General features: G+C 69.1%; 21 protein-coding genes. 18 read left to right on the top strand and 3 right to left on the bottom strand.

What is annotated here, in order from left to right; genetic code table 11:
* Positions 1-125 precede the first annotated feature (125 nt).
* The 10 genes from BN2503_RS03535 (at position 126) to BN2503_RS03490 (ending at position 11077) form a co-directional block, all read left to right on the top strand.
* Positions 126-572 (top strand): MarR family winged helix-turn-helix transcriptional regulator, encoded by a 447-nt coding sequence (locus tag BN2503_RS03535; RefSeq protein WP_054255252.1) that lies wholly within the window; start codon positions 126-128, stop codon positions 570-572.
* A complete protein-coding gene (locus BN2503_RS03530) occupies positions 565-1452 on the top strand; it encodes an alpha/beta hydrolase family protein (protein WP_054255251.1) in 888 nt (295 codons plus the stop codon). Before BN2503_RS03535 ends, BN2503_RS03530 begins: the two co-directional genes overlap by 8 nt.
* Before the next feature lie 292 nt (positions 1453-1744).
* A complete protein-coding gene (exaC, locus tag BN2503_RS03525) occupies positions 1745-3271 on the top strand; it encodes an acetaldehyde dehydrogenase ExaC (protein ID WP_054255250.1) in 1527 nt (508 codons plus the stop codon).
* A gap of 108 nt (positions 3272-3379) precedes the next feature.
* A complete protein-coding gene (locus BN2503_RS03520) occupies positions 3380-5491 on the top strand; it encodes a TonB-dependent receptor family protein (protein WP_139235309.1) in 2112 nt (703 codons plus the stop codon).
* Between the two features lie 2 nt (positions 5492-5493).
* Complete coding sequence (locus BN2503_RS03515) at positions 5494-5901, top strand: pyridoxamine 5'-phosphate oxidase family protein (RefSeq protein ID WP_054255249.1); 408 nt, start codon at positions 5494-5496, stop codon at positions 5899-5901.
* Between the two features lie 20 nt (positions 5902-5921).
* On the top strand, positions 5922-6452 hold the full coding sequence (locus BN2503_RS03510; protein WP_054255248.1) for a hypothetical protein: 531 nt from the start codon (positions 5922-5924) through the stop codon (positions 6450-6452).
* A gap of 182 nt (positions 6453-6634) precedes the next feature.
* A complete protein-coding gene (locus BN2503_RS03505; RefSeq protein ID WP_082366483.1) occupies positions 6635-8641 on the top strand; it encodes a sigma-54-dependent Fis family transcriptional regulator in 2007 nt (668 codons plus the stop codon).
* 34 nt (positions 8642-8675) lie between these two features.
* Positions 8676-9251, top strand: a complete 576-nt coding sequence (locus tag BN2503_RS03500) for a cytochrome b (protein ID WP_054255247.1) — start codon at positions 8676-8678, stop codon at positions 9249-9251.
* A gap of 51 nt (positions 9252-9302) precedes the next feature.
* On the top strand, positions 9303-10097 hold the full coding sequence (locus tag BN2503_RS03495; protein ID WP_139235310.1) for a quinoprotein dehydrogenase-associated SoxYZ-like carrier: 795 nt from the start codon (positions 9303-9305) through the stop codon (positions 10095-10097).
* Positions 10094-11077 carry a quinoprotein relay system zinc metallohydrolase 1 gene (locus BN2503_RS03490; RefSeq protein WP_054255245.1) on the top strand — a complete coding sequence of 328 codons (984 nt, stop codon included), beginning with the start codon at positions 10094-10096 and terminating at the stop codon, positions 11075-11077. Before BN2503_RS03495 ends, BN2503_RS03490 begins: the two co-directional genes overlap by 4 nt.
* 76 nt (positions 11078-11153) lie before the next feature.
* Here the strand turns inward: BN2503_RS03490 and pedF are convergent, their stop codons facing one another.
* Positions 11154-11642 (bottom strand): cytochrome c-550 PedF, encoded by a 489-nt coding sequence (gene pedF / locus BN2503_RS03485; RefSeq protein WP_054255244.1) that lies wholly within the window; start codon positions 11640-11642, stop codon positions 11154-11156.
* 273 nt (positions 11643-11915) lie between these two features.
* Here pedF and BN2503_RS03480 point away from each other — a divergent pair, with 273 nt between their 5' ends.
* The 6 genes from BN2503_RS03480 to BN2503_RS03455 all read left to right on the top strand — a co-directional run bounded on the left by BN2503_RS03480 (position 11916) and on the right by BN2503_RS03455 (position 16916).
* Positions 11916-13805 (top strand): methanol/ethanol family PQQ-dependent dehydrogenase, encoded by a 1890-nt coding sequence (locus BN2503_RS03480; protein WP_054255243.1) that lies wholly within the window; start codon positions 11916-11918, stop codon positions 13803-13805.
* Positions 13806-13884: 79 nt separating this feature from the next.
* Complete coding sequence (locus BN2503_RS03475) at positions 13885-14478, top strand: pentapeptide repeat-containing protein (protein WP_054255242.1); 594 nt, start codon at positions 13885-13887, stop codon at positions 14476-14478.
* A 3-nt stretch (positions 14479-14481) separates the two neighbouring features.
* Complete coding sequence (locus tag BN2503_RS03470) at positions 14482-14946, top strand: c-type cytochrome (RefSeq protein ID WP_054255241.1); 465 nt, start codon at positions 14482-14484, stop codon at positions 14944-14946.
* A gap of 89 nt (positions 14947-15035) precedes the next feature.
* Complete coding sequence (pqqD, locus tag BN2503_RS03465; RefSeq protein ID WP_054255240.1) at positions 15036-15314, top strand: pyrroloquinoline quinone biosynthesis peptide chaperone PqqD; 279 nt, start codon at positions 15036-15038, stop codon at positions 15312-15314.
* Positions 15298-15636, top strand: a complete 339-nt coding sequence (locus BN2503_RS03460; protein ID WP_074930032.1) for a c-type cytochrome — start codon at positions 15298-15300, stop codon at positions 15634-15636. The genes pqqD and BN2503_RS03460 overlap by 17 nt, the downstream gene beginning before the upstream one ends.
* Complete coding sequence (locus tag BN2503_RS03455) at positions 15636-16916, top strand: NAD(P)/FAD-dependent oxidoreductase (RefSeq protein WP_054255283.1); 1281 nt, start codon at positions 15636-15638, stop codon at positions 16914-16916. Before BN2503_RS03460 ends, BN2503_RS03455 begins: the two co-directional genes overlap by 1 nt.
* A 14-nt stretch (positions 16917-16930) precedes the next feature.
* Here BN2503_RS03455 and BN2503_RS03450 read toward each other — a convergent pair whose 3' ends face one another.
* Positions 16931-17251 carry a c-type cytochrome gene (locus tag BN2503_RS03450; RefSeq protein ID WP_054255239.1) on the bottom strand — a complete coding sequence of 107 codons (321 nt, stop codon included), beginning with the start codon at positions 17249-17251 and terminating at the stop codon, positions 16931-16933.
* A gap of 227 nt (positions 17252-17478) precedes the next feature.
* On the opposite strand from BN2503_RS03450, the gene BN2503_RS03445 reads away from it, so the two are divergent.
* The gene (locus tag BN2503_RS03445; RefSeq protein WP_054255238.1) at positions 17479-17781 is read left to right on the top strand and encodes a flagellar basal body rod protein FlgC; all 303 of its coding nucleotides are present in this window, start codon (positions 17479-17481) and stop codon (positions 17779-17781) included.
* A gap of 90 nt (positions 17782-17871) precedes the next feature.
* Here the strand turns inward: BN2503_RS03445 and BN2503_RS03440 are convergent, their stop codons facing one another.
* Entirely contained in the window at positions 17872-18135 is a 264-nt protein-coding gene (locus BN2503_RS03440; RefSeq protein ID WP_054255237.1) for a DUF2061 domain-containing protein, read from the bottom strand.
* A 173-nt stretch (positions 18136-18308) separates the two neighbouring features.
* Here BN2503_RS03440 and BN2503_RS03435 point away from each other — a divergent pair, with 173 nt between their 5' ends.
* The gene (locus BN2503_RS03435) at positions 18309-19355 is read left to right on the top strand and encodes an SPFH domain-containing protein (RefSeq protein WP_054255282.1); all 1047 of its coding nucleotides are present in this window, start codon (positions 18309-18311) and stop codon (positions 19353-19355) included.
* The last annotated feature ends 27 nt before the right edge of the window (positions 19356-19382 follow it).

The raw sequence follows: 19382 nt of genomic DNA, 5'->3' as shown, positions 1-19382 counted from the left end.
ATCGGGCTCCAGCGCTTGTACAGAAAGCGCTGACAGCTCTTCTTTCAGGAGCATCTGTCCCAGCCGGGACATCCACCGTGGCGCCTGGCCTTATTATTTCGCACGCGAAATAAATAACCCGTGCCATGGCCCACCCACCCCGTCTCGTGTACCTGCTGGGCAGCGCCCAGCGCCGCCTACAGCAATGGATCGCCGCGCAGCAGGAGCGCGCCGCGCTGTCGGGCACACGCCCGCCCACACCGGCGCAGGCCGGCGTGCTGTTCGTGCTCGCGCGCAGCGACGGCATCACGATGGGCCAGTTGGCCGAGGCGCTGGACCTGGCGCCCTCTGCCGCCTCAGGCCTAGTGCAGCGCATGGAGGCACTGGACTGGGTGGCGCGCCGCCCCAGCCCGCACGACGCCCGCACGCTGCAGCTATGGCTTCTGCCCGCCGGCCAGGCGCAACTGCCCGCCCTGCGCACTGCCACGCAAAGCATCAACCAGCGCCTGACTGCGGGCTTCACCGACGCCGAGCTGCACACCGTGGCGCGCTGGCTGGAGCATGTGCAAACCCTTGGAGACTCCCATGACTGACACCCCCGCCACCGCGCAGCCCGGGCCTGAGCCGGTGGACATTGCCTGCGCCGACGGCGTACGCCTGCGCGGCCACTTTTTTCGCGCAGCCCCAGAGGTGGCCACACAGCCGCTGCCGGTGCTCCTGTCACCGGCCACGGGCGTACGCCAGCAGTTCTACTGGCACTTCGCCGGCTGGCTGGCGCAGCAGGGCTACGCCGTGCTGGTGTTCGACTACCGGGGCATCGGCCAGTCGCTGCACGGGCCGCTGGCGCGGTGCGATGCACGGCTCGTGGACTGGGGCCAGCGCGACCAGGTGGCGGCGCTGCAGTGGCTGCTGGCGCGCTGCCAGGCCGCGCAGGCCATCCTGGTGGGCCACAGCGCGGGCGGGCAGATGCTGGGCCTGCTGCCCAACCACGCGCAGGTGGCGCGCCTGGTGGGCGTGGCGGCCTCCAGCGGCTGGTTCGGCGGCATGCGCCTGGCTTTCGCGCTCAAGGCCCGGCTGGGCCTGCGCGTGCTGATGCCGCTGGCCTCGCGCTGGCTGGGCTACGCGCCCACCTCGCGCATCGGCCTGGGCGAGAACCTGCCCGCCGCCGTGGCGCGCCAGTGGGGCCAGTGGTGCGCCGCGGGCGGCTACGCCACCAACGCCGTGCGCGGCCAGCCGGCGCAGGACTTCCACGCCCAGGTGCGCACCCCGGTCACCGTGCTTTACGCCACGGACGACGACATCGTCACCCCGGCCACGGTGCAGGACCTGCTGCGCACCTGGCCCGCCGCCCCGCGCAGCAGCCTGGCCGTGCGCCCCGCAGACCACGGGCTGCGCGCCATCGGGCACATCCACTGGTTCCGCCCGTCGCACCAGGCGCTGTGGCCGCTGATCGGCGCGGCGATGCAGGGGTGAGCGTGAGACGCATGCGGGCACGGAAATAGGAGGAAAAACAGCCTCCAGCGCCCGCCCAAAAAGCGCAAGAAGCTCTCAAAAAGAGAGCAACCATGCCACCAGCAGCCGCAGTGTCACAAGCCTGCACACCAGTGACCCAATCTGGAACACCCGGTGCCATGGCCTGCAACATCGCACCCCGTGCCGCGCCCTTTTCAGCGCCTGCCCCCTGTGCGCCAGGGCTGGCACGAAGCTTGATTACTCCTTGCCCAGCCAGCCCCCCGGCCCCGGCACCACCCTCAAGGAGACTTCCATGGACATGTTTGAACTCAAGCGCTTCAACCTCGACATCGCCTACCCCTACAAGCAGCAGTACGACAACTTCATCGGCGGCAAGTGGGTCGCGCCGCTGGCGGGGCGCTATTTCGACAACGTCTCGCCGATCACCGGCAAGGCGTTCTGCAAGGTGGCCCAGTCCGACGCCAACGACGTGAACCTGGCCCTGGACGCCGCCCATGCCGCGCAGGACAAGTGGGCCCACACCTCGGTGACGGAGCGCGCCAACATCCTGCTGAAGATCGCCGACCGCATGGAGCAGAACCTGGAGCTGCTGGCGATTGCCGAGACCATCGACAACGGCAAGCCGCTGCGCGAGACCATGGCGGCCGACATTCCGCTGGCCATCGACCACTTCCGCTACTTCGCGGGCTGCATCCGCGCGCAGGAAGGCGGCATCTCCGAGATCGACGCCAGCACCGTGGCCTACCACTTCCACGAGCCCATCGGCGTGGTCGGGCAGATCATTCCGTGGAACTTCCCGCTGCTCATGGCTTCGTGGAAGCTGCCGCCCGCGCTGGCCGCCGGCTGCTGCGTGGTGATGAAGCCGGCCGAGCAGACGCCCGCCTCGATCATGGTGCTGATGGAGCTGATCGCCGACCTGCTGCCGCCTGGCGTGGTCAACGTGGTCAACGGCTTCGGCAAGGAAGCGGGCGAGGCGCTGGCGACGAGCAAGCGCATCACGAAGATCGCCTTCACCGGCTCCACGGCCGTGGGCCAGCGCATCCTGCACGCCGCCGCCGACAACCTGATTCCCTCCACGGTGGAGCTGGGCGGCAAGAGCCCCAACATCTTCTTCGCCGACGTGATGGAGCAGGACGACGAGTTCCTCGACAAGGTGATGGAGGGGTTCTCGATGTTCGCGCTGAACCAGGGCGAGGTCTGTACCTGCCCGTCGCGCATCCTGATCCAGGAATCGATCTACGACCGCTTCATCGAGCGCGCCGTCAAGCGCGTGCAGTCGATGAAGCAGGGCCACCCGCTGGACAAGACCACCATGGTCGGCGCGCAGGTGTCGCAGGCGCAGCTCGAACGCATCCTGGGCTACATCGACGTGGGCCGCCAGGAAGGCGCGCAGTGCCTCACGGGCGGCGAGCGCAACCGCCAGGGCGGGGACATCGACGACGGCTTCTTCATCAAGCCCACGCTGCTGTTCGGCCAGAACGACATGCGCGTGTTCCAGGAAGAAATCTTCGGCCCCGTGGCCTCGGTCACCACCTTCAAGACCATGGAGGACGCCATCCGCATCGCCAACGACAGCGAGTACGGCCTGGGCGCCGGCGTGTGGAGCCGCAACGGCACCACGGCTTACCAGATGGGCCGCGCCGTCAAGGCCGGGCGCGTGTGGACCAACTGCTACCACCTGTACCCCGCGCACGCGGCCTTCGGTGGCTACAAGAAGTCGGGCATCGGGCGCGAGAACCACAAGTCGGCGCTGTCCAACTACCAGCAGACCAAGAACCTGCTGGTGAGCTACAGCCCCAAGGCGCTGGGCTTCTTCTAAGCCCCCGCTCGGCCCGCACAGCCGGGCCGGATGCCTGCACAGGGCGCGGCCTGGCCGCGCCCTGCCTTCCCCTACGCCCACTTCCTTTTTCTCGTGCAAGGAGCCTCCATGCATGCCGTCCCACTGATGTCGTTCGCAGCCTGCGGCGGCCTGCTGGCCCTGGCCCAGGCGGCGCAGGCACAGGTGCAGGCTCCGGCCCTGCCCGATGTCACCGTGCGCAGCACCCTGGTGCAATCGCCGCTGGACTACGCCCCGGCCTCGGTCACCCTGGTCGATGGCGACCGGCTGCGCGACCGCCAGTGGCAGGTCAACCTCTCGGAAGCGCTGTCCACCACGCCTGGGCTGCTGCTGCAAAACCGCCAGAACTACGCGCAGGACCTGCAACTGTCGATTCGCGGCCACGGCGCGCGCTCCATGTTCGGCGTACGCGGCGTGCAGATCCTGGTGGACGGCATCCCCTCCACCATGCCCGATGGCCAGGGCCAGGCCAACAACATCGACCTGCAATCGGTCGAGCGCATCGAGGTGCTGCGTGGGCCCTACTCCACGCTGTACGGCAACGCCTCGGGCGGCGTCATCAACGCCTACACCGCGCGCGGCGAGGGCAGCCCGCGCATCGACAGCAGCTTCGCCATGGGCAGCAACGGGCAGAAGCGCCTGGGACTCAAGGCGCAGGGCGAGCGCCAGGGCGTGGGCTACGTGGTCAGCGCCAGCCGCTTCCTGACCGATGGCTACCGCCCGCAAAGCGCCGCCGACAAAAACCTGTTCAACGCCCGCCTGGACACCGACTCCGGCCCGGACAGCCACCTGATGATGGTGGTCAACCACGTGGAAGTCACCGCGCAGGACCCCGGCGGCGCCACGCCCGCCGAGTGGGCCGCCGATCCGCGCTTCGTCGCCAAGGGGCCGATGGACTTCAACATGCGCAAGAGCATGCGCCAGGCCCAGGCCGGGCTAGGCTACGACGTGCGCGTGGACGGCCGCAATGCGCTGCGCCTCATGGTCTATGCCGGGCAGCGCCGCATCACCCAGTACCAGTCCACCCCGGTGGCGTCGCAAACCCCGCCCACCAGCGCCGGTGGCGTGATCGACATGGCGCGCGACTACGGCGGCATGGACCTGCGCTGGGCGCACGACACCCAAGCGCTCAGCCAGCCCCTGAGCCTGGTGCTGGGCCTGTCCGCCAACGTGGTCAAGGAAGACCGCCAGGGCTACAACAACTTCCTGGGCAGCCAGCTCGGCGTGCAAGGCGCGCTGCGCCGCGACGAACGCAACACCCTCGGCAACGCCGACCCCTACCTACAGGCGAGCTGGGCCTTCGCGCCGCAGTGGAAGCTCGACGCCGGGCTACGCTGGAGCCACGTGAAGGTGGACTCCGACGACCGCTACATCACCCCCACCAACGGCAACGACAGCGGCGACACGCGCTTTCGCCGCTGGCTGCCCATGCTGTCGGTGCAGCGCGCGCTGGACGAACGCACCCACGTCTATGCCTCGGCCGGCGGTGGCATGGAAACGCCCACGTTCAACGAGCTGTCCTACCGCCCCGGTGGCCTGCCGGGCCTGAACTTCGGCCTGCAGGCAGCCACCTCCACCAGCCTGGAGCTGGGCCTGCGCCAGCGCCTGGCGGGCGAGCTGCTGCGCGGCCAGTGGTCGGCGGCGCTGTTCCATACCGATACGGACAACGAGATCGTCGCCGCCGACAACACCGGCGGGCGCGCCACCTACCGCAACGCCGGGCGCACGCGGCGCCAGGGCCTGGAGCTGGGCGCGAACCTGCAGCTGGCGCGCCAGTGGCAGCTGAACGCGGCGCTCACCGTGCTCGACGCCACGTTGCGCGACGGCTTTTGCGACAGCAAGGGCGGCTGCATCGCCGCGGGCAAGCGCATCGCCGGCACGGCCCGCACCCAGGCCGCGCTCGGGCTCGACTGGCGCCCCCACGCCGACTGGCGCGTGGGCGCGGACTGGCGCCACGTCGGCGCCATCGCCGCCAACGACAGCAACAGCGTCGAGGCCCCGGGCTATGGCGTGCTGGGCCTGAGCGCCGGCTACACCCGGCAATGGGGGCCCTGGAAGCTCGATGTCTTCGCGCGCATCGACAACCTGGCGGACAAGCAGTACGTGGGCTCGGTCATCGTCAACGAGAGCAACGGCCGCTACTACGAGGCCGCACCGGGGCGGCAGTGGATGGCCGGCCTGAGCGCCTCCTACCAGTTCTGACCATGGCGCCCGCCGAAGACCTGCGCGCCCTCCAGCCCTGGCTGGAGGCCCAGCCGTTCTTCCTGCTGGGCTCGGCCAGCGCGGCGGGCGACTGCGACTGCTCGTACCGCGGGCGCCAGACCGAGGGCGGCGCCGAGCCGCTGCTGCGCGTGGAGGGCGGCACGCGGCTGGTCTTCCCGGACTACCCGGGCAACAACCTGTTCAACACCATCGGCAACCTGCTGGAGCACCCCGCGCTGGCCCTGCTGTTCGTCGATTTCGCGCGGCAGTCCACCGTGCTGGTGCAGGGGCGCGCCGCGCTGGCCGGGCCCGACCCGGACTGGCTCACGGCGCCGCGCACCATCGCCGTCGCGGACTGCCGCGTGCTGCGCGCGCCGGTGGCGGGGCTGCTGCACCTCGTTCCGGCCTGATCAACACGCCAGGAGCCACCATGCGCATCGTCCTCGAAGACCCCGGCGGCCCCGGCATCTTCCATCCGGGCGAACGTGCGGCGCACGCACGCTTCGGCGTGCAAGCGCAGGCGCGCGAGATGCAGGGCACGGTGGCCAGCCACCTGAGCGCGGGCAACGCCCGCTTCATGGCCAGCCAGCCGTTCTTCTTCGCCAGCGTGCGCGAGGCCGACGGCGCCGTCTTCACGCAGATGCTGGCCTGCGTGGCGACGGCCCAAGGCACCTACCCGCTGGTGGCGTTCGGCGACGCGCAGACCTTCTACTTCCTGCTCGGCGAGGCGGCCGGCGCCAGGCTCTGGCAGGCCGTCGCGCAGGGTAACGGCAAGGCAGGCATGGTGTTCGTGGACTTCGCGCGCCGTGCGCGCCTGCGCGTCAACGGTACGCTGCGGCTGGCGGCGCCAGATGCGCTGCCGGGCTTCGCGTGCCCCGTGGGCCATCGCCTGGTGGAGGCACGCGTGGAGCAGGCCTATGCCAACTGCCAGGCCCGCATCGTGCACCTCAAGGCCGCCTGACGCCACCGCGACAGCGGCACACTTTTTGCTGCAAATAACCCTTGCGCAGCCTGCAGGTTGTCAAACACCGGTACCGTTCGGACAATCCCCGGAGCAGACGACCACGCCCCTGCGCACGCAGGTCGTGCGCCAGAGACCATAAAAAAGATGGAAACACGTATTTCCATACCCAGGAGACTTTCATGGGCACCATGCCGACCCGGCCATCCGACATGGCCGTGCAGACACCGCCGCCGCTACCGGACGCCATCGCCCTCATCGACGAGGCAAACCAGCGCTCGCTCGCGTTTGGCGTCTCCACCGATGACGAGCCCGACTTCACCAGCCTCGGCATCGGCCACCTGAAGGACTCCCTGGAGGAGAACCGTTTCCTGTTCCAGCATGCCGTACCGGTGATGGAAACGCTGCGCGGGCAGATCGCCAACACCCACAGCATGGTGCTGCTGACTTCGGCACAGGGCATGGTGCTGCACTCCATGGGCGACAGCGATTTCCTGGAAAAGGCCAGCGAGGTGGCGCTGGTGCCCGGCATGGACTGGAGCGAGAAGACCAAGGGTACGAACGCCATCGGCACGGCCCTCACGGCGCAGCAGGCCATCACCGTGCATGGCGACCAGCATTTCATGCGCACCAACCATGCGCTGACCTGCTCGTGCGCGCCCATCCTCGCCCCCTACGGGGAGATCGTCGGCGCGCTGGACGTGACGGGCGACCACCGCAGCTACCACCAGCACACGCTGGCGCTGGTACGCATGTCGGCGCAGATGATCGAGAACCACATGTTCGCGAGCAGCTTCCCGAAGGCGGTGCGCCTGCATTTCCACGCGCGCCCCGAATTCCTGGGCACCCTGGTCGAGGGCATCGCCGCCTTCACGCCCGAGGGGCGCTTTCTCTCGGCCAACCGCAGCGCGCAGTTCCAGCTCGGCATGTCGTTCGGCGCGCTGCAGGCGCACACCTTCTCGTCGCTGTTCAACCTGCCGATGTCGGCGCTGTTCGAGCTGTTCGCCGGCAGCGCCGCCACGCCGCACCAGCTGTGCCTGCACAACGGCGTGTCCGTCTGGTGCCGCACCGAGGTCAAGCCCGCCAGCCCCTGGGCCACGCCCATCGTCTCGCCCCTGGCCGATGCCGGCGCGCCGCCAGTGCGCATCGCCCCGGTGCCCAAGGGGCAACTGTCGTCGCTGCAGTACCTCGACACGGGTGATGCGCAGCTGTCGGCCATCATCGCCAAGCTGCGCAAGGTGGTAGACCGCGACATTCCCGTGATGATCCTGGGCGAGACCGGCACGGGCAAGGACCTGCTGGCGCAGGCCATGCACAACGACTCGGTGCGCGCACGCCAGCCCTTCGTGGCCGTCAACTGCGCCTCGATCCCCGACACGCTGATCGAGGCCGAGCTGTTCGGCTACGAGGAAGGTGCCTTCACCGGCGCGCGCAAGAAAGGCGCGTCCGGCAAGATCCTGCAGGCCCACGGCGGCACGCTGTTCCTGGACGAGATCGGCGACATGCCCAAGCACCTGCAGGCGCGGCTGCTGCGCGTGCTGCAGGAGCGCAAGGTAAGCCCCCTGGGTGCGGGCAAGGAGATGGAGGTGGATGTCACTGTCATCAGCGCCACGCACAAGAACCTCAAGGAGCTGATCGCGCGCGGCGACTTCCGCGAAGACCTGTACTACCGCCTCAACGGCCTGGTCGTGCGCCTGCCCGCGCTGCGCGAGCGCAGCGACTTTGGAGCCGTGGTGAAGAAGGTGCTGCATGCGCTCGAAGGCAACGCGCACATCGCCATCGCCCCGCAGGTGATGGAACTGCTGCAGGCCTACCACTGGCCGGGCAACGTGCGCCAGCTGCACAACCTGCTGCGCACGGCCTGCGTGATGGTGGACGACGACTGCACCATCCGCCTGGAGCATCTGCCCGACGATTTCCTCGACGAGCTGCGCGCGCCCATGCACCCCCTGGCCATGCCGCTGCCCGCGCCGGAGCTGCCCCTGGTGCCCAGTGTGGGCGCGCCGCCGCTGTCCACCGACGACCTGGGCGAGGACGGCCACAGCCTGCACGACGTGACCCTCAACGCCATGGCACAGATGTTGCGACTGCACAAGGGCAATGTGTCGGCAGCGGCCAAGGCGCTGGGCGTTTCGCGCAACACCATCTACCGCAAGAAGAACCTGCTGCCGCCCGATCTGCTCGATTGATGGGCCCGTACATGGGCCGCCCAGGAGGTGTTCCATGCCGCAGCCCCGCTACGACCGTTTTTCCGTTTTCCTGCACTGGCTCATGGCCGTGCTGATCGTGGGGCAGATCGCCCTGGGCCTGTGGATGACCGGACTGCCCAAGGACGGCAGCGGCCTGCGCGCAGCGTGGTTCAACGTGCACAAGTCATGGGGCATGGTGCTGTGCCTACTCATCGCCGTGCGCCTGGCCTGGGCGCTGCTGCGCCCGCGCGTGGCGCCGCCGCCCGGGGCCCGTGCCCTGCAGGCGCTGGCCGCGGGCGCCCACCGGCTGCTGTACGCGCTGATGCTGGTGCTGCCCTGGTCGGGGTTCTTCGGCTCGGTGTTTTCCGGCTATCCCATCCGCTTCTTCGGCATGCCGCTGCCCAAGATGGCCAGCCGCTGGGACGGCGCCAAGGAGCTGTTCAGCAACGTGCACCAGTGGGCCGCCGCCGCGCTGGTGCTGCTCGTGGCCCTGCATGTGCTGGCCTTCCTGTACCACCAGTGCATCGTGAAGGACACCCTGCTGCAGCGCATGCGCTGGCCGCGGCGCCGCGCGCGCAACACCTGTTCCACCGTGCAACACTTTTCGTGACACCTGCGCGGCATGTGTTCCATGCGCCGCGACACCACCGGAGAATCAACCATGGCAAAACGCCGCAATGTGCTGCTGGCGGGCTTGTGGGGCATGGCGGCCCACGCCGCGCGCGCGGCCACGCAAGACCCCGCGGGGAGCGACCCGCTGGGCTCGCCGCAATGGCCGGACCTGCGCCGGAAATACACCCAGGAAGCCCCCTTGCGCTTCACCGACGCGGTGCTGGTGCGCACGCCCGCGTTCGCCGACGACGCGCTCAACGTGCCGCTGCAGATCGACGCCCGGGCGCTGCAGGCAGTGGGCGGAGGCATCGCGCGCATGCTCGTCATCGCCGACCGCAACCCGATCCGCGAAGTCCTGGCGTTCGAGCCGCTGCAGGCCCTGCCCCTGCTGGCGCTGCGCATCCGGCTGGAGCAGGCCTCGCCGGTGCGCTGCCTGGTGCAGACGCGCGATGGGCATTGGCACGTGGGCGGGGCCATGGCGCAGGCCGCGGGCGGTGGCTGCACGGTGCCCGGCGTGACGCGCGCCGACGGTTCGTGGAGCAAGACGCTGAACCAGGTGCATGCGCGCTTCTTCGGCAACCTCGCCGACGGCACACGGCGCCTGCGCGTGCAGATCATGCACCCCATGGACACCGGGCTGGTGGCCGGCGTGCCCGCGCTGTACATCGAGCGGCTCGAACTGCAGGACGCCGCGCAGCAGCCCTGGTGGCGCATGCAATTGCACGAGCCGGTGTCGGAAAACCCCCTGCTCACCGTCGAGATGCCGCTGCAAGGCCCGAAGGCGTTCCGCCTGCTCGGGCAGGACAACAACGGCAACCGCATCGATGCCGAGGTGCGGGCATGAAGACACTGAATACCCTTTTCATCGCGCTGGCCTGCTGCATGCCCGCCATGGCGCAGCCCACGAGGACGGCGCCCGACACCGCCCGCCTGGACTACCGCCTGCAGCCGCGCCAGATCGCCCCCGGCACCTGGGTGATCGAAGGTGCGGTGGCCGACTTCCTGCCCGCCAACGGCTGCAACATCATCAACACCGCGTTCATCGCCACGGGCGATGGCGTCATCGTCATCAACACCGGACCCTCGCGCGTGTACGGCGAGCAGCAGCGCCGCGCCATAACCGCCACCCTTGCCGCCGTCACGCCGCAGCCGGTGCGCAGGGTGCTCAACCTCAACCTGCACCCCGACTACTTCTTCGGCAACCAGGCGTGGGACGGCGTGCCGACGCAGGCCCTGGCCGGCAGCATCGCCGGCATGCAGGCCGAGGGCGAGAGCTATGCCGACAACCTGTACCGCCTGTGCGGCGGCTGGATGCGGGGCACGCAGGCCACCCCGGCGCGCCAGGCGCTGGAGCCCGGCAGCTTCACGCTGGGCGATCACCACCTGGAACTGCGCCGCCTGCAGGGCCACACCGGGGATGACCTGGTGCTGCTCGACCACAGCACCGGCGTGTTGTTCGCCGGGGGCTTGGTGTTCGCCGACCGCGTGCCGACCACCCCGCACGCCGATCCGGCGCAATGGCTGCACACCCTGGACCTGCTCGCGCAATGGCAGCGCCAGGGGCAATTCAAGCAGCTCGTGCCCAGCCACGGGCCGGTGGACCAGGGGCTGCTAGGCATCGCCCAAACGCGCGACTGGCTGCGCTGGCTGACGGGCTGGATGCAGGACAGCGCACAGCAGGGGCTGGACCTGAGCGAGCTGCTGCGCATGCCCGTGCCCGAACGGTTCGCCGGCTGGGCCGCGCAGCCCGCCGAACTGCACCGCAGCCTGGCGCAGTGGTATCCGGCCTACGAGCGGCGGGCGCTGCAGCCTGCGCAGCCCTGAAGCGATTGCTCCTTATTCAATAGCTGCCAGCGCTTATTAGACGGGCGCTGGCAGCCATTTTTGCTTGTCATCGCAATCACTTCACGGAGTTCCGCCGGTCCTCCAGGTAGGTGCGGATCGACCAGATGGCCTCCTGCGTCAGCGTGCCCTCGAACGGCGGCATGTACACCCGCCCGTCGCGCGTGCGGCCGCGGCGCACCGTGCCGGCGTAGTAGTCGTCCATCTCCTGGTAGCACACCTTGGCCTTGGCGGCGTCGGCGTAGCCGGCGCATTCCTCGTCGAACTTGCGCAGGTCGGGCGCGATGCCGCCGGAGATGGCCTCCAGCCCATGGCAGCGCGCGCAGTTCTGGTTGTAGGCCGAGCTGCCGATGCGCAGCGCCTCCTTGTGCCCCTCGCCGCTGCTGTACGGGTTGGACTCGCGCCATTTCGTGCCGAGCTGGGGCAGGGTGCTGGTGTCCACGGCCTGGGGCACCACGTCGCCGTGCGCCAGGGCGGCGGTGGCGCCGCAGGCCAGCGCCAGGGCCAGCAGGCCGCGCCGTGCCGGTACGAAGAAAGATTGCTGCATGGGTTGTCTCCTGATTATGGAAAAGGGATGAACCCGCTTGCGCAATTTGCATGCCACCGCGCATGTGCCCTGGGACGGCGCCGCGCGCTGTCCCAGTTTGCGCCAGGGCGTGCCCGGCTGCTCCTGAAATGAACAGCCGGGCAGCGCGCTGCGCTCCACATTTGAACGCAAGACGCGGCAAACCCCGGCGTACTGCTGCCAAAACCTTCTTGGCACGCCTCTTGCCTCATTGCTGGCGTGATTCATCCACCACAACACAAGGAGACAACCACCATGTCCTCACCGGTATCCAAGCACCTGCGCCTGGGCAGCCTGGCCGCAGCCGCCGCCCTGGCGCTGACGGCCCAGGCCGCCAACGTCAAGCCCGTCACCTGGGAAGAAATCGCCAACGACCACAAGAGCACGGCGGACGTGCTGACCTACGGTCTGGGCCTGACGGCGCAGCGCTACAGCCCGGCCAAGACGCTGACCACCAAGAACGTCGCCGGCCTGGTGCCGGTGTGGAGCTACTCCTTCGGCGGCGAGAAGCAGCGCGGCCAGGAGGCACAGGCGCTGATCCATGACGGCGTGATCTACGTCACCGCCTCGTACTCGCGCTTCGTGGCGCTGGACGCGCGCAGCGGCAAGCGTCTGTGGACCTACGAGCACCGCCTGCCCGAGGACATCCGCCCCTGCTGCGACGTGGTCAACCGCGGCCCCGCTATCTATGGCGACAAGGTGTACTTCGGGACGCTGGACGCGCGCATCGTGGCGCTGGACCGCGCCACCGGCAAGGTGGTGTGGAACGAGAAGTTCGGCGACCACAAGGTGGGCTACACCATGACCGGCGCGCCCTTCATCATCAAGGATCAGAAGACCGGCAAGGTGCTGCTGGTGCACGGCTCCTCGGGCGACGAATTCGGCGTGGTCGGCTACCTGTATGCGCGCGACCCCGACACCGGCAAGGAAGTCTGGGCGCGCCCCCTGGTCGAAGGCCACGTGGGCCGCCTGAACGGCCAGCCCAGCACGCCCACAGGCGACCCCAAGGCGCCGAGCTGGCCCAACGACCCGAACAGCCCCACCGGCAAGGCCGAGGCCTGGAGCCAGGGCGGCGGCGCGCCGTGGCAGACGCCGTCGTTCGACGTGGAGACCAATACCATCGTCGTCGGCACCGGCAACCCCGCGCCCTGGAACACCTGGAAGCGCACCGCCAAGGGCGACGACCCGCGCAACTGGCCCAGCCTCTACACCTCGGGCCAGGCCTACATCGACCCGACGACCGGCGACCTGAAGGGCTTCTTCTCGCACACGCCGAACGACGCCTGGGACTTCTCGGGCAACAACTCGGTGCTGCTGTTCGATTACAAGGACCAGAAGACCGGCAAGACCGTCAAGGCCTCGGCCCACGCCGACCGCAACGGCTTCTTCTTCGTGACCGACCGCGAGAAGCTCGCCAAGAGCGACACCGGCCACCCCTGGAAGCAGGCCGCCATCATCAACGCCTGGCCGTTCGTCGATGGCATCACCTGGGCCAAGGGCTTCGACCTCAAGACCGGCCTGCCGATCGAGAACAACAACCGCCCGCCCGAGCCCAAGGAAGGCGAGGAAAAGGGCGAAAGCATCTTCGTCTCGCCACCGTTCCTCGGCGGCACCAACTGGATGCCGATGAGCTACAGCCCCGACACCGGCCTGTTCTACATCCCGGCCAACCACTGGGCCATGGACTACTGGTCCGAGCACATCACCTACAAGCCCGGCGCGGCCTACCTGGGCCAGGGCTTCCGCATCAAGAAGCTGCATGACGACCACGTGGGCACGCTGCGCGCCATCAACCCGCAGACCGGCAAGATCGAGTGGGAGCACAAGGAGCAGTTCCCGCTGTGGGCGGGCACGCTCACCACGGCCGGCGGCCTGCTCATCACCGGCACGTCCGACGGCTACGTGAAGGCTTTCGACGCCAAGAACGGCAAGGAGCTGTGGAAGTTCCAGACCGGCTCGGGCGTGGTCTCGGTGCCCGTGACCTGGGAGATGGACGGCGAGCAGTACGTGGCCATCCAGTCCGGCTATGGCGGCGCCGTGCCGCTGTGGGGCGGCGACATGGCCGAGCTGACCAAGCAGGTCTCGCAGGGCGGCTCCATGTGGGTGTTCAAGCTGCCCAAGGCGCAGAAGGTGGCAGCCCAATAAGCTGCCGCCCCGCTCCCCTTCCTGCCCCCCCAGCGACAGGAGGGGGGTTCACGAACCTCTCTCGCAGCCGCCCCTCACCATGAAGAACCTTCTCACCCGCTTCACCCTGGCAGGGGTGGCCTGCCTGGCCTGGGCCAGCAGCGCGCCGGCGCAGCCCGCCGCGCCGGACGAACCCCTGGTCGTCAACGGCTGCCCCATCTGGCCCTACACGCGCTGCCCCGGCGCGGATCTGCGCCACGCCAGCCTGGTGGGCGCGAACCTGGTCGGTGCCGACCTGCGCGGCGCCGACCTGACGCGCGCCGATCTGCGCGGCGCCAACCTCTCGGCCGCCGACCTGGAAGGCGCCAACCTCACCGGCGCGCGCCTGTCCAAGGCCTCGGCGGCCAATGCCGACTTCAAGAACGCCCGCTTCATCGGCACCGACCTGGAGAGCGCGCGCCTGATGCGCTCGGACTTCTCCGGCGCCGTGTTCGACGGCGCCAGCCTGGAGATGGCGCGCCTCAACCACGCCTGGTTCGTCGGCACGCGCTTCATCGCCAGCGACCTGCAGGAAACCAAGTTCGTCGCCACCAACCTGACGGACGCCGTGTTCGAAGGCAACCACGTGCTCTACACCCTGGTGTCCGAGTCCCAACTGCAAGGCTGCAAGGGCTGCCGCGCCGATTGGAGATAAGCCATGCCCCACCCCGCTTTCCTGACACCCGCCGCGTGGCTGCTCGGCATGGGCCTGGCTCTGACCGCACAGGCCATCGAGCGTGTCGCCCCGCAGGTCGATACCTCGGCGCTGCCCGCGCAGGCCCGCACCTGGGCCGAGCCCAACCCCCTGCGCGGCGACGCGCAGGCCATCGCCATCGGGCAGGCCGCCTTCAACCAGAGCTGCGCCAAGTGCCATGGCGAAAACGCCAACGGCGCGCGCTCTCCTGCGCCGGACCTGCGGCGCCTGGGCACGCGCTGCAAGCGCATTGCGGACGACGCCCTGCGCCAGCGCTGCCTGGGCGATGCCGATGCGTTCTTCATCAAATCGGTGCGCTACGGCAAGCAGAAGTTCGGCATCGTCCACATGCCGCCCTGGGAGGGCGTGGTCAGCCCGGAGCTGGCCTGGGCGCTGCGCAGCTACGTGGAAACCGTGCCTTTGAAGTAAAAACAACGCCAAACCCTTATGCAGCAAGCGCCAGCAGCTATAAAAAATAAAGCATCGGCACCGGCGGGACACCACCGGGGAGGCCCGCCATGAACTTCGACGCCGCCCTGCACGCGCCCGCGCTGCCCCACCTCTCGCGCCGCCTGCGCCTGCAATACGAGAGTGCGCAGACGCGCTGGGTGCTGCGCGACCCCGAAGGCACCGTGCAGCTCAACGACAGCGCCGCCGAGATCCTGCGCCGCTGCGACGGGCGCCACACCGTGGCCGACATCGTCAGCGAACTCGAAGCGCTGTTCGACACCCAGGGCATCGCCCCCCAGGTGTGCGCGCTGATCGCCGAGGGCACGCGCCGTGGCTGGCTCGACTGACGGCCCGCGCTGGCTCGCCGCCTGCGCCCTGCTGTGGCTGCAGCCCGGCGCCGCCCAGACCTTGCCCCCCGTGAGCGCGCAGGACACGGCGCTGCTGGCCGCCGCCTGCGTCACCTGCCATGGCCCGGGCGGCCGCGGCGCGGGCAGCATTCCCGGCCTGCGCGGGCGCGGCAGTGCCTTCCTGCTGGCGCGCATGCAGGCCTTCCAGTCCGGGCCGGTCGCCGGCGCCACGGTCATGCCGCTGCTGATGCAGGGCTATGACACGGCCCAGATGCAGGCCCTGGCCCAGTGGTTCGCACGCCCGCAGGACGCGAGGCCGTGATGGCGCCGCTGCCCCGCCGCCAGTTCCTGCTCGGCGCCGCCGGGCTGGCGGCCCCCGCACTCACCCCCTCGCTCGTGCGCGCACAGGCCGCCAGCGCGCGCGTAGTGGTGGTCGGCGGCGGCTTTGGCGGCGCCACGGTGGCGCGCTACCTGCGCGCCTGGGCGCCGCAGGTCCAGGTCACGCTGGTCGAGCCCGCGCGGCGCTTCGCCACCTGCCCGTTCTCCAACCACTACCTGGCGGGGCTGCGCGGCTGGGACAGCATCGTCCACGGCTACGGCGGCCTGCGCGCGGCGGGCGTGCACGTCATCCACGCGCAGGCCGACGACGTGGACGCCGACGCGCGCACGCTGCGCCTGCACACGGGCCAGACGCTGCGCTGGGACCGCCTGGTGCTCTCGCCCGGCGTGGACATGCGCTGGGACGCGCTCGAAGGCTACGGCGAAGCCGCTGCGGAACACGCGCCGCACGCCTGGAAGGCGGGCGCGCAAACCCGGCTGCTGCGCCGCCAACTGCAGGCCATGCCCGACGGCGGCGTGTTCGTGATGGCCATTCCCGACAACCCGTTCCGCTGCCCGCCAGGGCCCTACGAACGCGCCAGCCTGGTCGCGCACTACCTGCGCCGGCACAAGCCGCGCAGCAAGGTGCTGCTGCTGGACGCGAAGAACAATTTCTCGAAGAAGGAGCTGTTCCTGCAGGGCTGGCAGGCCCTGTACGGCGGCATGGTCGAGTGGGTCAGCCTGGCCCGCGACGGCCAGGTGGTGCGCGTGGACGCGCAGGCGCTGGAGGTGGAAACCCTCTTTGGCGAACGCCACCGCGCCGACGTGCTCAACGTCATCCCGCCGCAGAAGGCGGGCTTCATCGCCGCGCGCGCCGGCGTGGTGGACGCCAGCGGCTGGGCCCCCGTGTACGGCGAAGACTTCGCGTCGCGGCAGGTGCCCGGCGTCCACGTGCTGGGCGACGCGGCGCTGGCCGGGCCGATCCCGAAGTCCGGCTTCGCCGCCAACAACCAGGGCAAGGTGGTGGCCGCGGCCATCGCCGCCGCGCTGACGGGCCGGGCCGCGCCCACGGCCTGGTATGCCAACACCTGCTACAGCCTGCTGGCGCCGGGCTACGGCATCTCGGTGGCGGGGGTATACCGCGCGCAGCAGGGGCACATCGCCGATCTGCCGCACAGCGTGGGCGTGAGCCCGCTGGACGCCCCGCCCGCGCACCGCGCCGCCGAGGCGCGCCACGGCGCGGCCTGGTACGCCGCGATCAGCCAGGACATCTGGGGCCGCTGACCCTCAGAACGTGTTCATGGCTTGGCGCTGAGCACCCAGCTGGCCAGCAGCTTGAGTTCCTGCGCGCTGAGGCTGGAGTGCGCGGGCATGGCAGCGCGCCCCCACTTGCCCTTGGAGCCCATCTGGATGGACTGCGCCAGCGTGGCCACGGCGTCCTTGTCGCCGGCGTATTTGTCGGCCACTGAACTGAAGGCGGGACCGACAATTTTTTCCGAAACGGAGTGGCAGCTGTAGCAGCCATTGGCCTTGACGATTTCTGCGGCGGCGCCCAGATCAGTGGAGGCCTGGGCCGCGGCGGTGGCGGCCCACAGGGAAGCGAGGAGGATGTTGCGCATGACGGAGGAAGGGTCAGGGTGGAAAGACAGAGGTGCTGCGATACGGCAACATCCATGCCAGCAATTTTTTCCCTGACCAACCCCGTCCTATCCCGCACGCAGGCCCGGCGCTGCGCCCATCCGTAGCAGGCGGCTCCGGTGGTGTTCAGAAACGAAGCAGTCCCTGCCACAGCCGGTGACACCAACGGCATTGGCGCCGGCGCGCCAATGCCGCTACCATAGCCGCTATGTCCTCCGCCTTCGCCATCGCATCCTCGGGCCTGCAGGCCGCGCAACTGCGGCTGGACAGCAGCGCGCACAACGTCGCCAACATGAACACGCCGGGCTTTCGCCGCCAGGCCGTGGAACAGCAGGCCGCCCCCGACCAGGGTGGCGTGCAGGCGCAGACCACCCGCATGCCCGCGCCCGGCGTCGCGCTGGAGCAAGATGTGGTGGAGCAGATGGCGGCGTCCTACGCCTTCAAAGCCAATGTGCTGGTGCTGCGCACCGCCAAGGAAATGACCGGCTCGCTGCTCGACATGCGCGCCTGACGGGGGGCCTGCGTCCTCCGGGTGTGCCATCCCTTCAGGGGCTCTGCGCCCAGCCCGCCAGCCGCTCCACCAGCCATTCCTGGAACGTCATCATGGCGCGCTCCTCAGCGCAGGCACAGCGTCCATGGCCGGCGCCTGGCGGCGGCGCGCGGCACGTTCCCACGCCTTTTCATGGAAGAAGAAGGCCACGGCCTGCACCGTGGGCTCCAGCAGGCTCAGCGTCAGCGAGGCGATCAGGTTGCCGGTGACGGCGTAGGCCATCAGGGCGGCAACGCAGATGTGGATGAGGTAGTAGCTGCCGGTCTTCATCAGCGTGGGCAGGTTCTGGCGTGCGGTGGCGCGAAGACGGGACATGGCGGGCTCCTGGGATAGTCTGCGATGAATGTTAGTCATTCTCATTTAAAAGCGCCAATTGATCCTCGCTAAGCCGTGCATAGCGTGCCCGCCCGCAGGATCCGCGCGCGACAGTCCGGCGGCTATCATGGCGGCCTCGTTCCATCCCTTTATTCATCCCTTGGAGCATGCGCATGGCCCTCATGGACTTCATCAAGAAACAGTTCATCGACATCCTCCAGTGGACCGAGGACGGCGACGGCACCCTGGCCTGGCGCTACCCGATGGCGGGCATGGAAATCCAGAACGGCGGCACGCTGGTGGTGCGCGAGTCGCAGATGGCGGTGTTCGTCAACGAAGGCCAGGTGGCCGACGTGTTCGGCCCCGGCACCTACAAGCTGACCACGCAGACGCTGCCGGTACTCACGTATCTGAAGAACTGGGACAAGCTGTTCCAGTCGCCGTTCAAGAGCGACGTGTACTTCTTCAGCACGCGCCAGCAGATCGACCAGAAGTGGGGCACGCCGCAGCCCATCACCATCCGCGACAAGGACTTCGGCGCGGTGCGCCTGCGCGCCTTCGGCAACTACGCCTATCGGCTGACCGACCCCAAGCTGTTCCACACCGAGATTTCGGGCACGCGCGAAAGCTACCCCGCGGCCGACCTGGAAGGCCAGCTGCGCGGCCTGGTGCTGCAGAACATCAGCAACGCGATTGCGGGCAGCGGCCTGCCCTTCCTCGACCTGGCGGCCAACCAGGTGATGTTTGCCGACGCCCTGGCCAAGGAACTGCAACCCGCCTTCGCCAAGATCGGCCTGCAGCTCGAAAGCATGACGGTGCAGAACGTCTCGCTGCCCGAGGAACTGCAAAAGGTCCTGGACCAGAAGATCGGCATGGGCATGGTCGGCAACGACATGGGCAAGTTCATGCAGTACCAGACAGCACAGGCCATCCCCAAACTGGCCGAGGGCGTGGGCCAGGGCGGTGGCGGCATTGCCGGCGATGCCATGGGCCTGGGCGCCGGCGTGGCACTGGGCCAGGTGCTGGCGCAGAACCTGCAGGCCGGCCTGGCCGGTGGCGCGGCCCCGGTGGCCCAGGCGGCTCCGGCGGCCCCCGTGGGTGTCAAACCCGAAGAAGTCATGGCCACGCTGGAGAAGCTCGCCGACCTCAAGGCCAAAGGCATCCTGACGCAGGAAGAGTTTGACGCCAAGAAAGCCGAACTGCTGAAAAAGTTGGTCTGAATCCATCGCTACTAAAACAATAGCTGC

This window comes from Paenacidovorax caeni (assembly GCF_001298675.1).
Taxonomy (GTDB): domain Bacteria; phylum Pseudomonadota; class Gammaproteobacteria; order Burkholderiales; family Burkholderiaceae_C; genus Paenacidovorax; species Paenacidovorax caeni.
The sequence above is the reverse complement of the archived record's forward strand: the minus strand, read 5'-3'. Positions and strand labels throughout refer to the sequence as shown.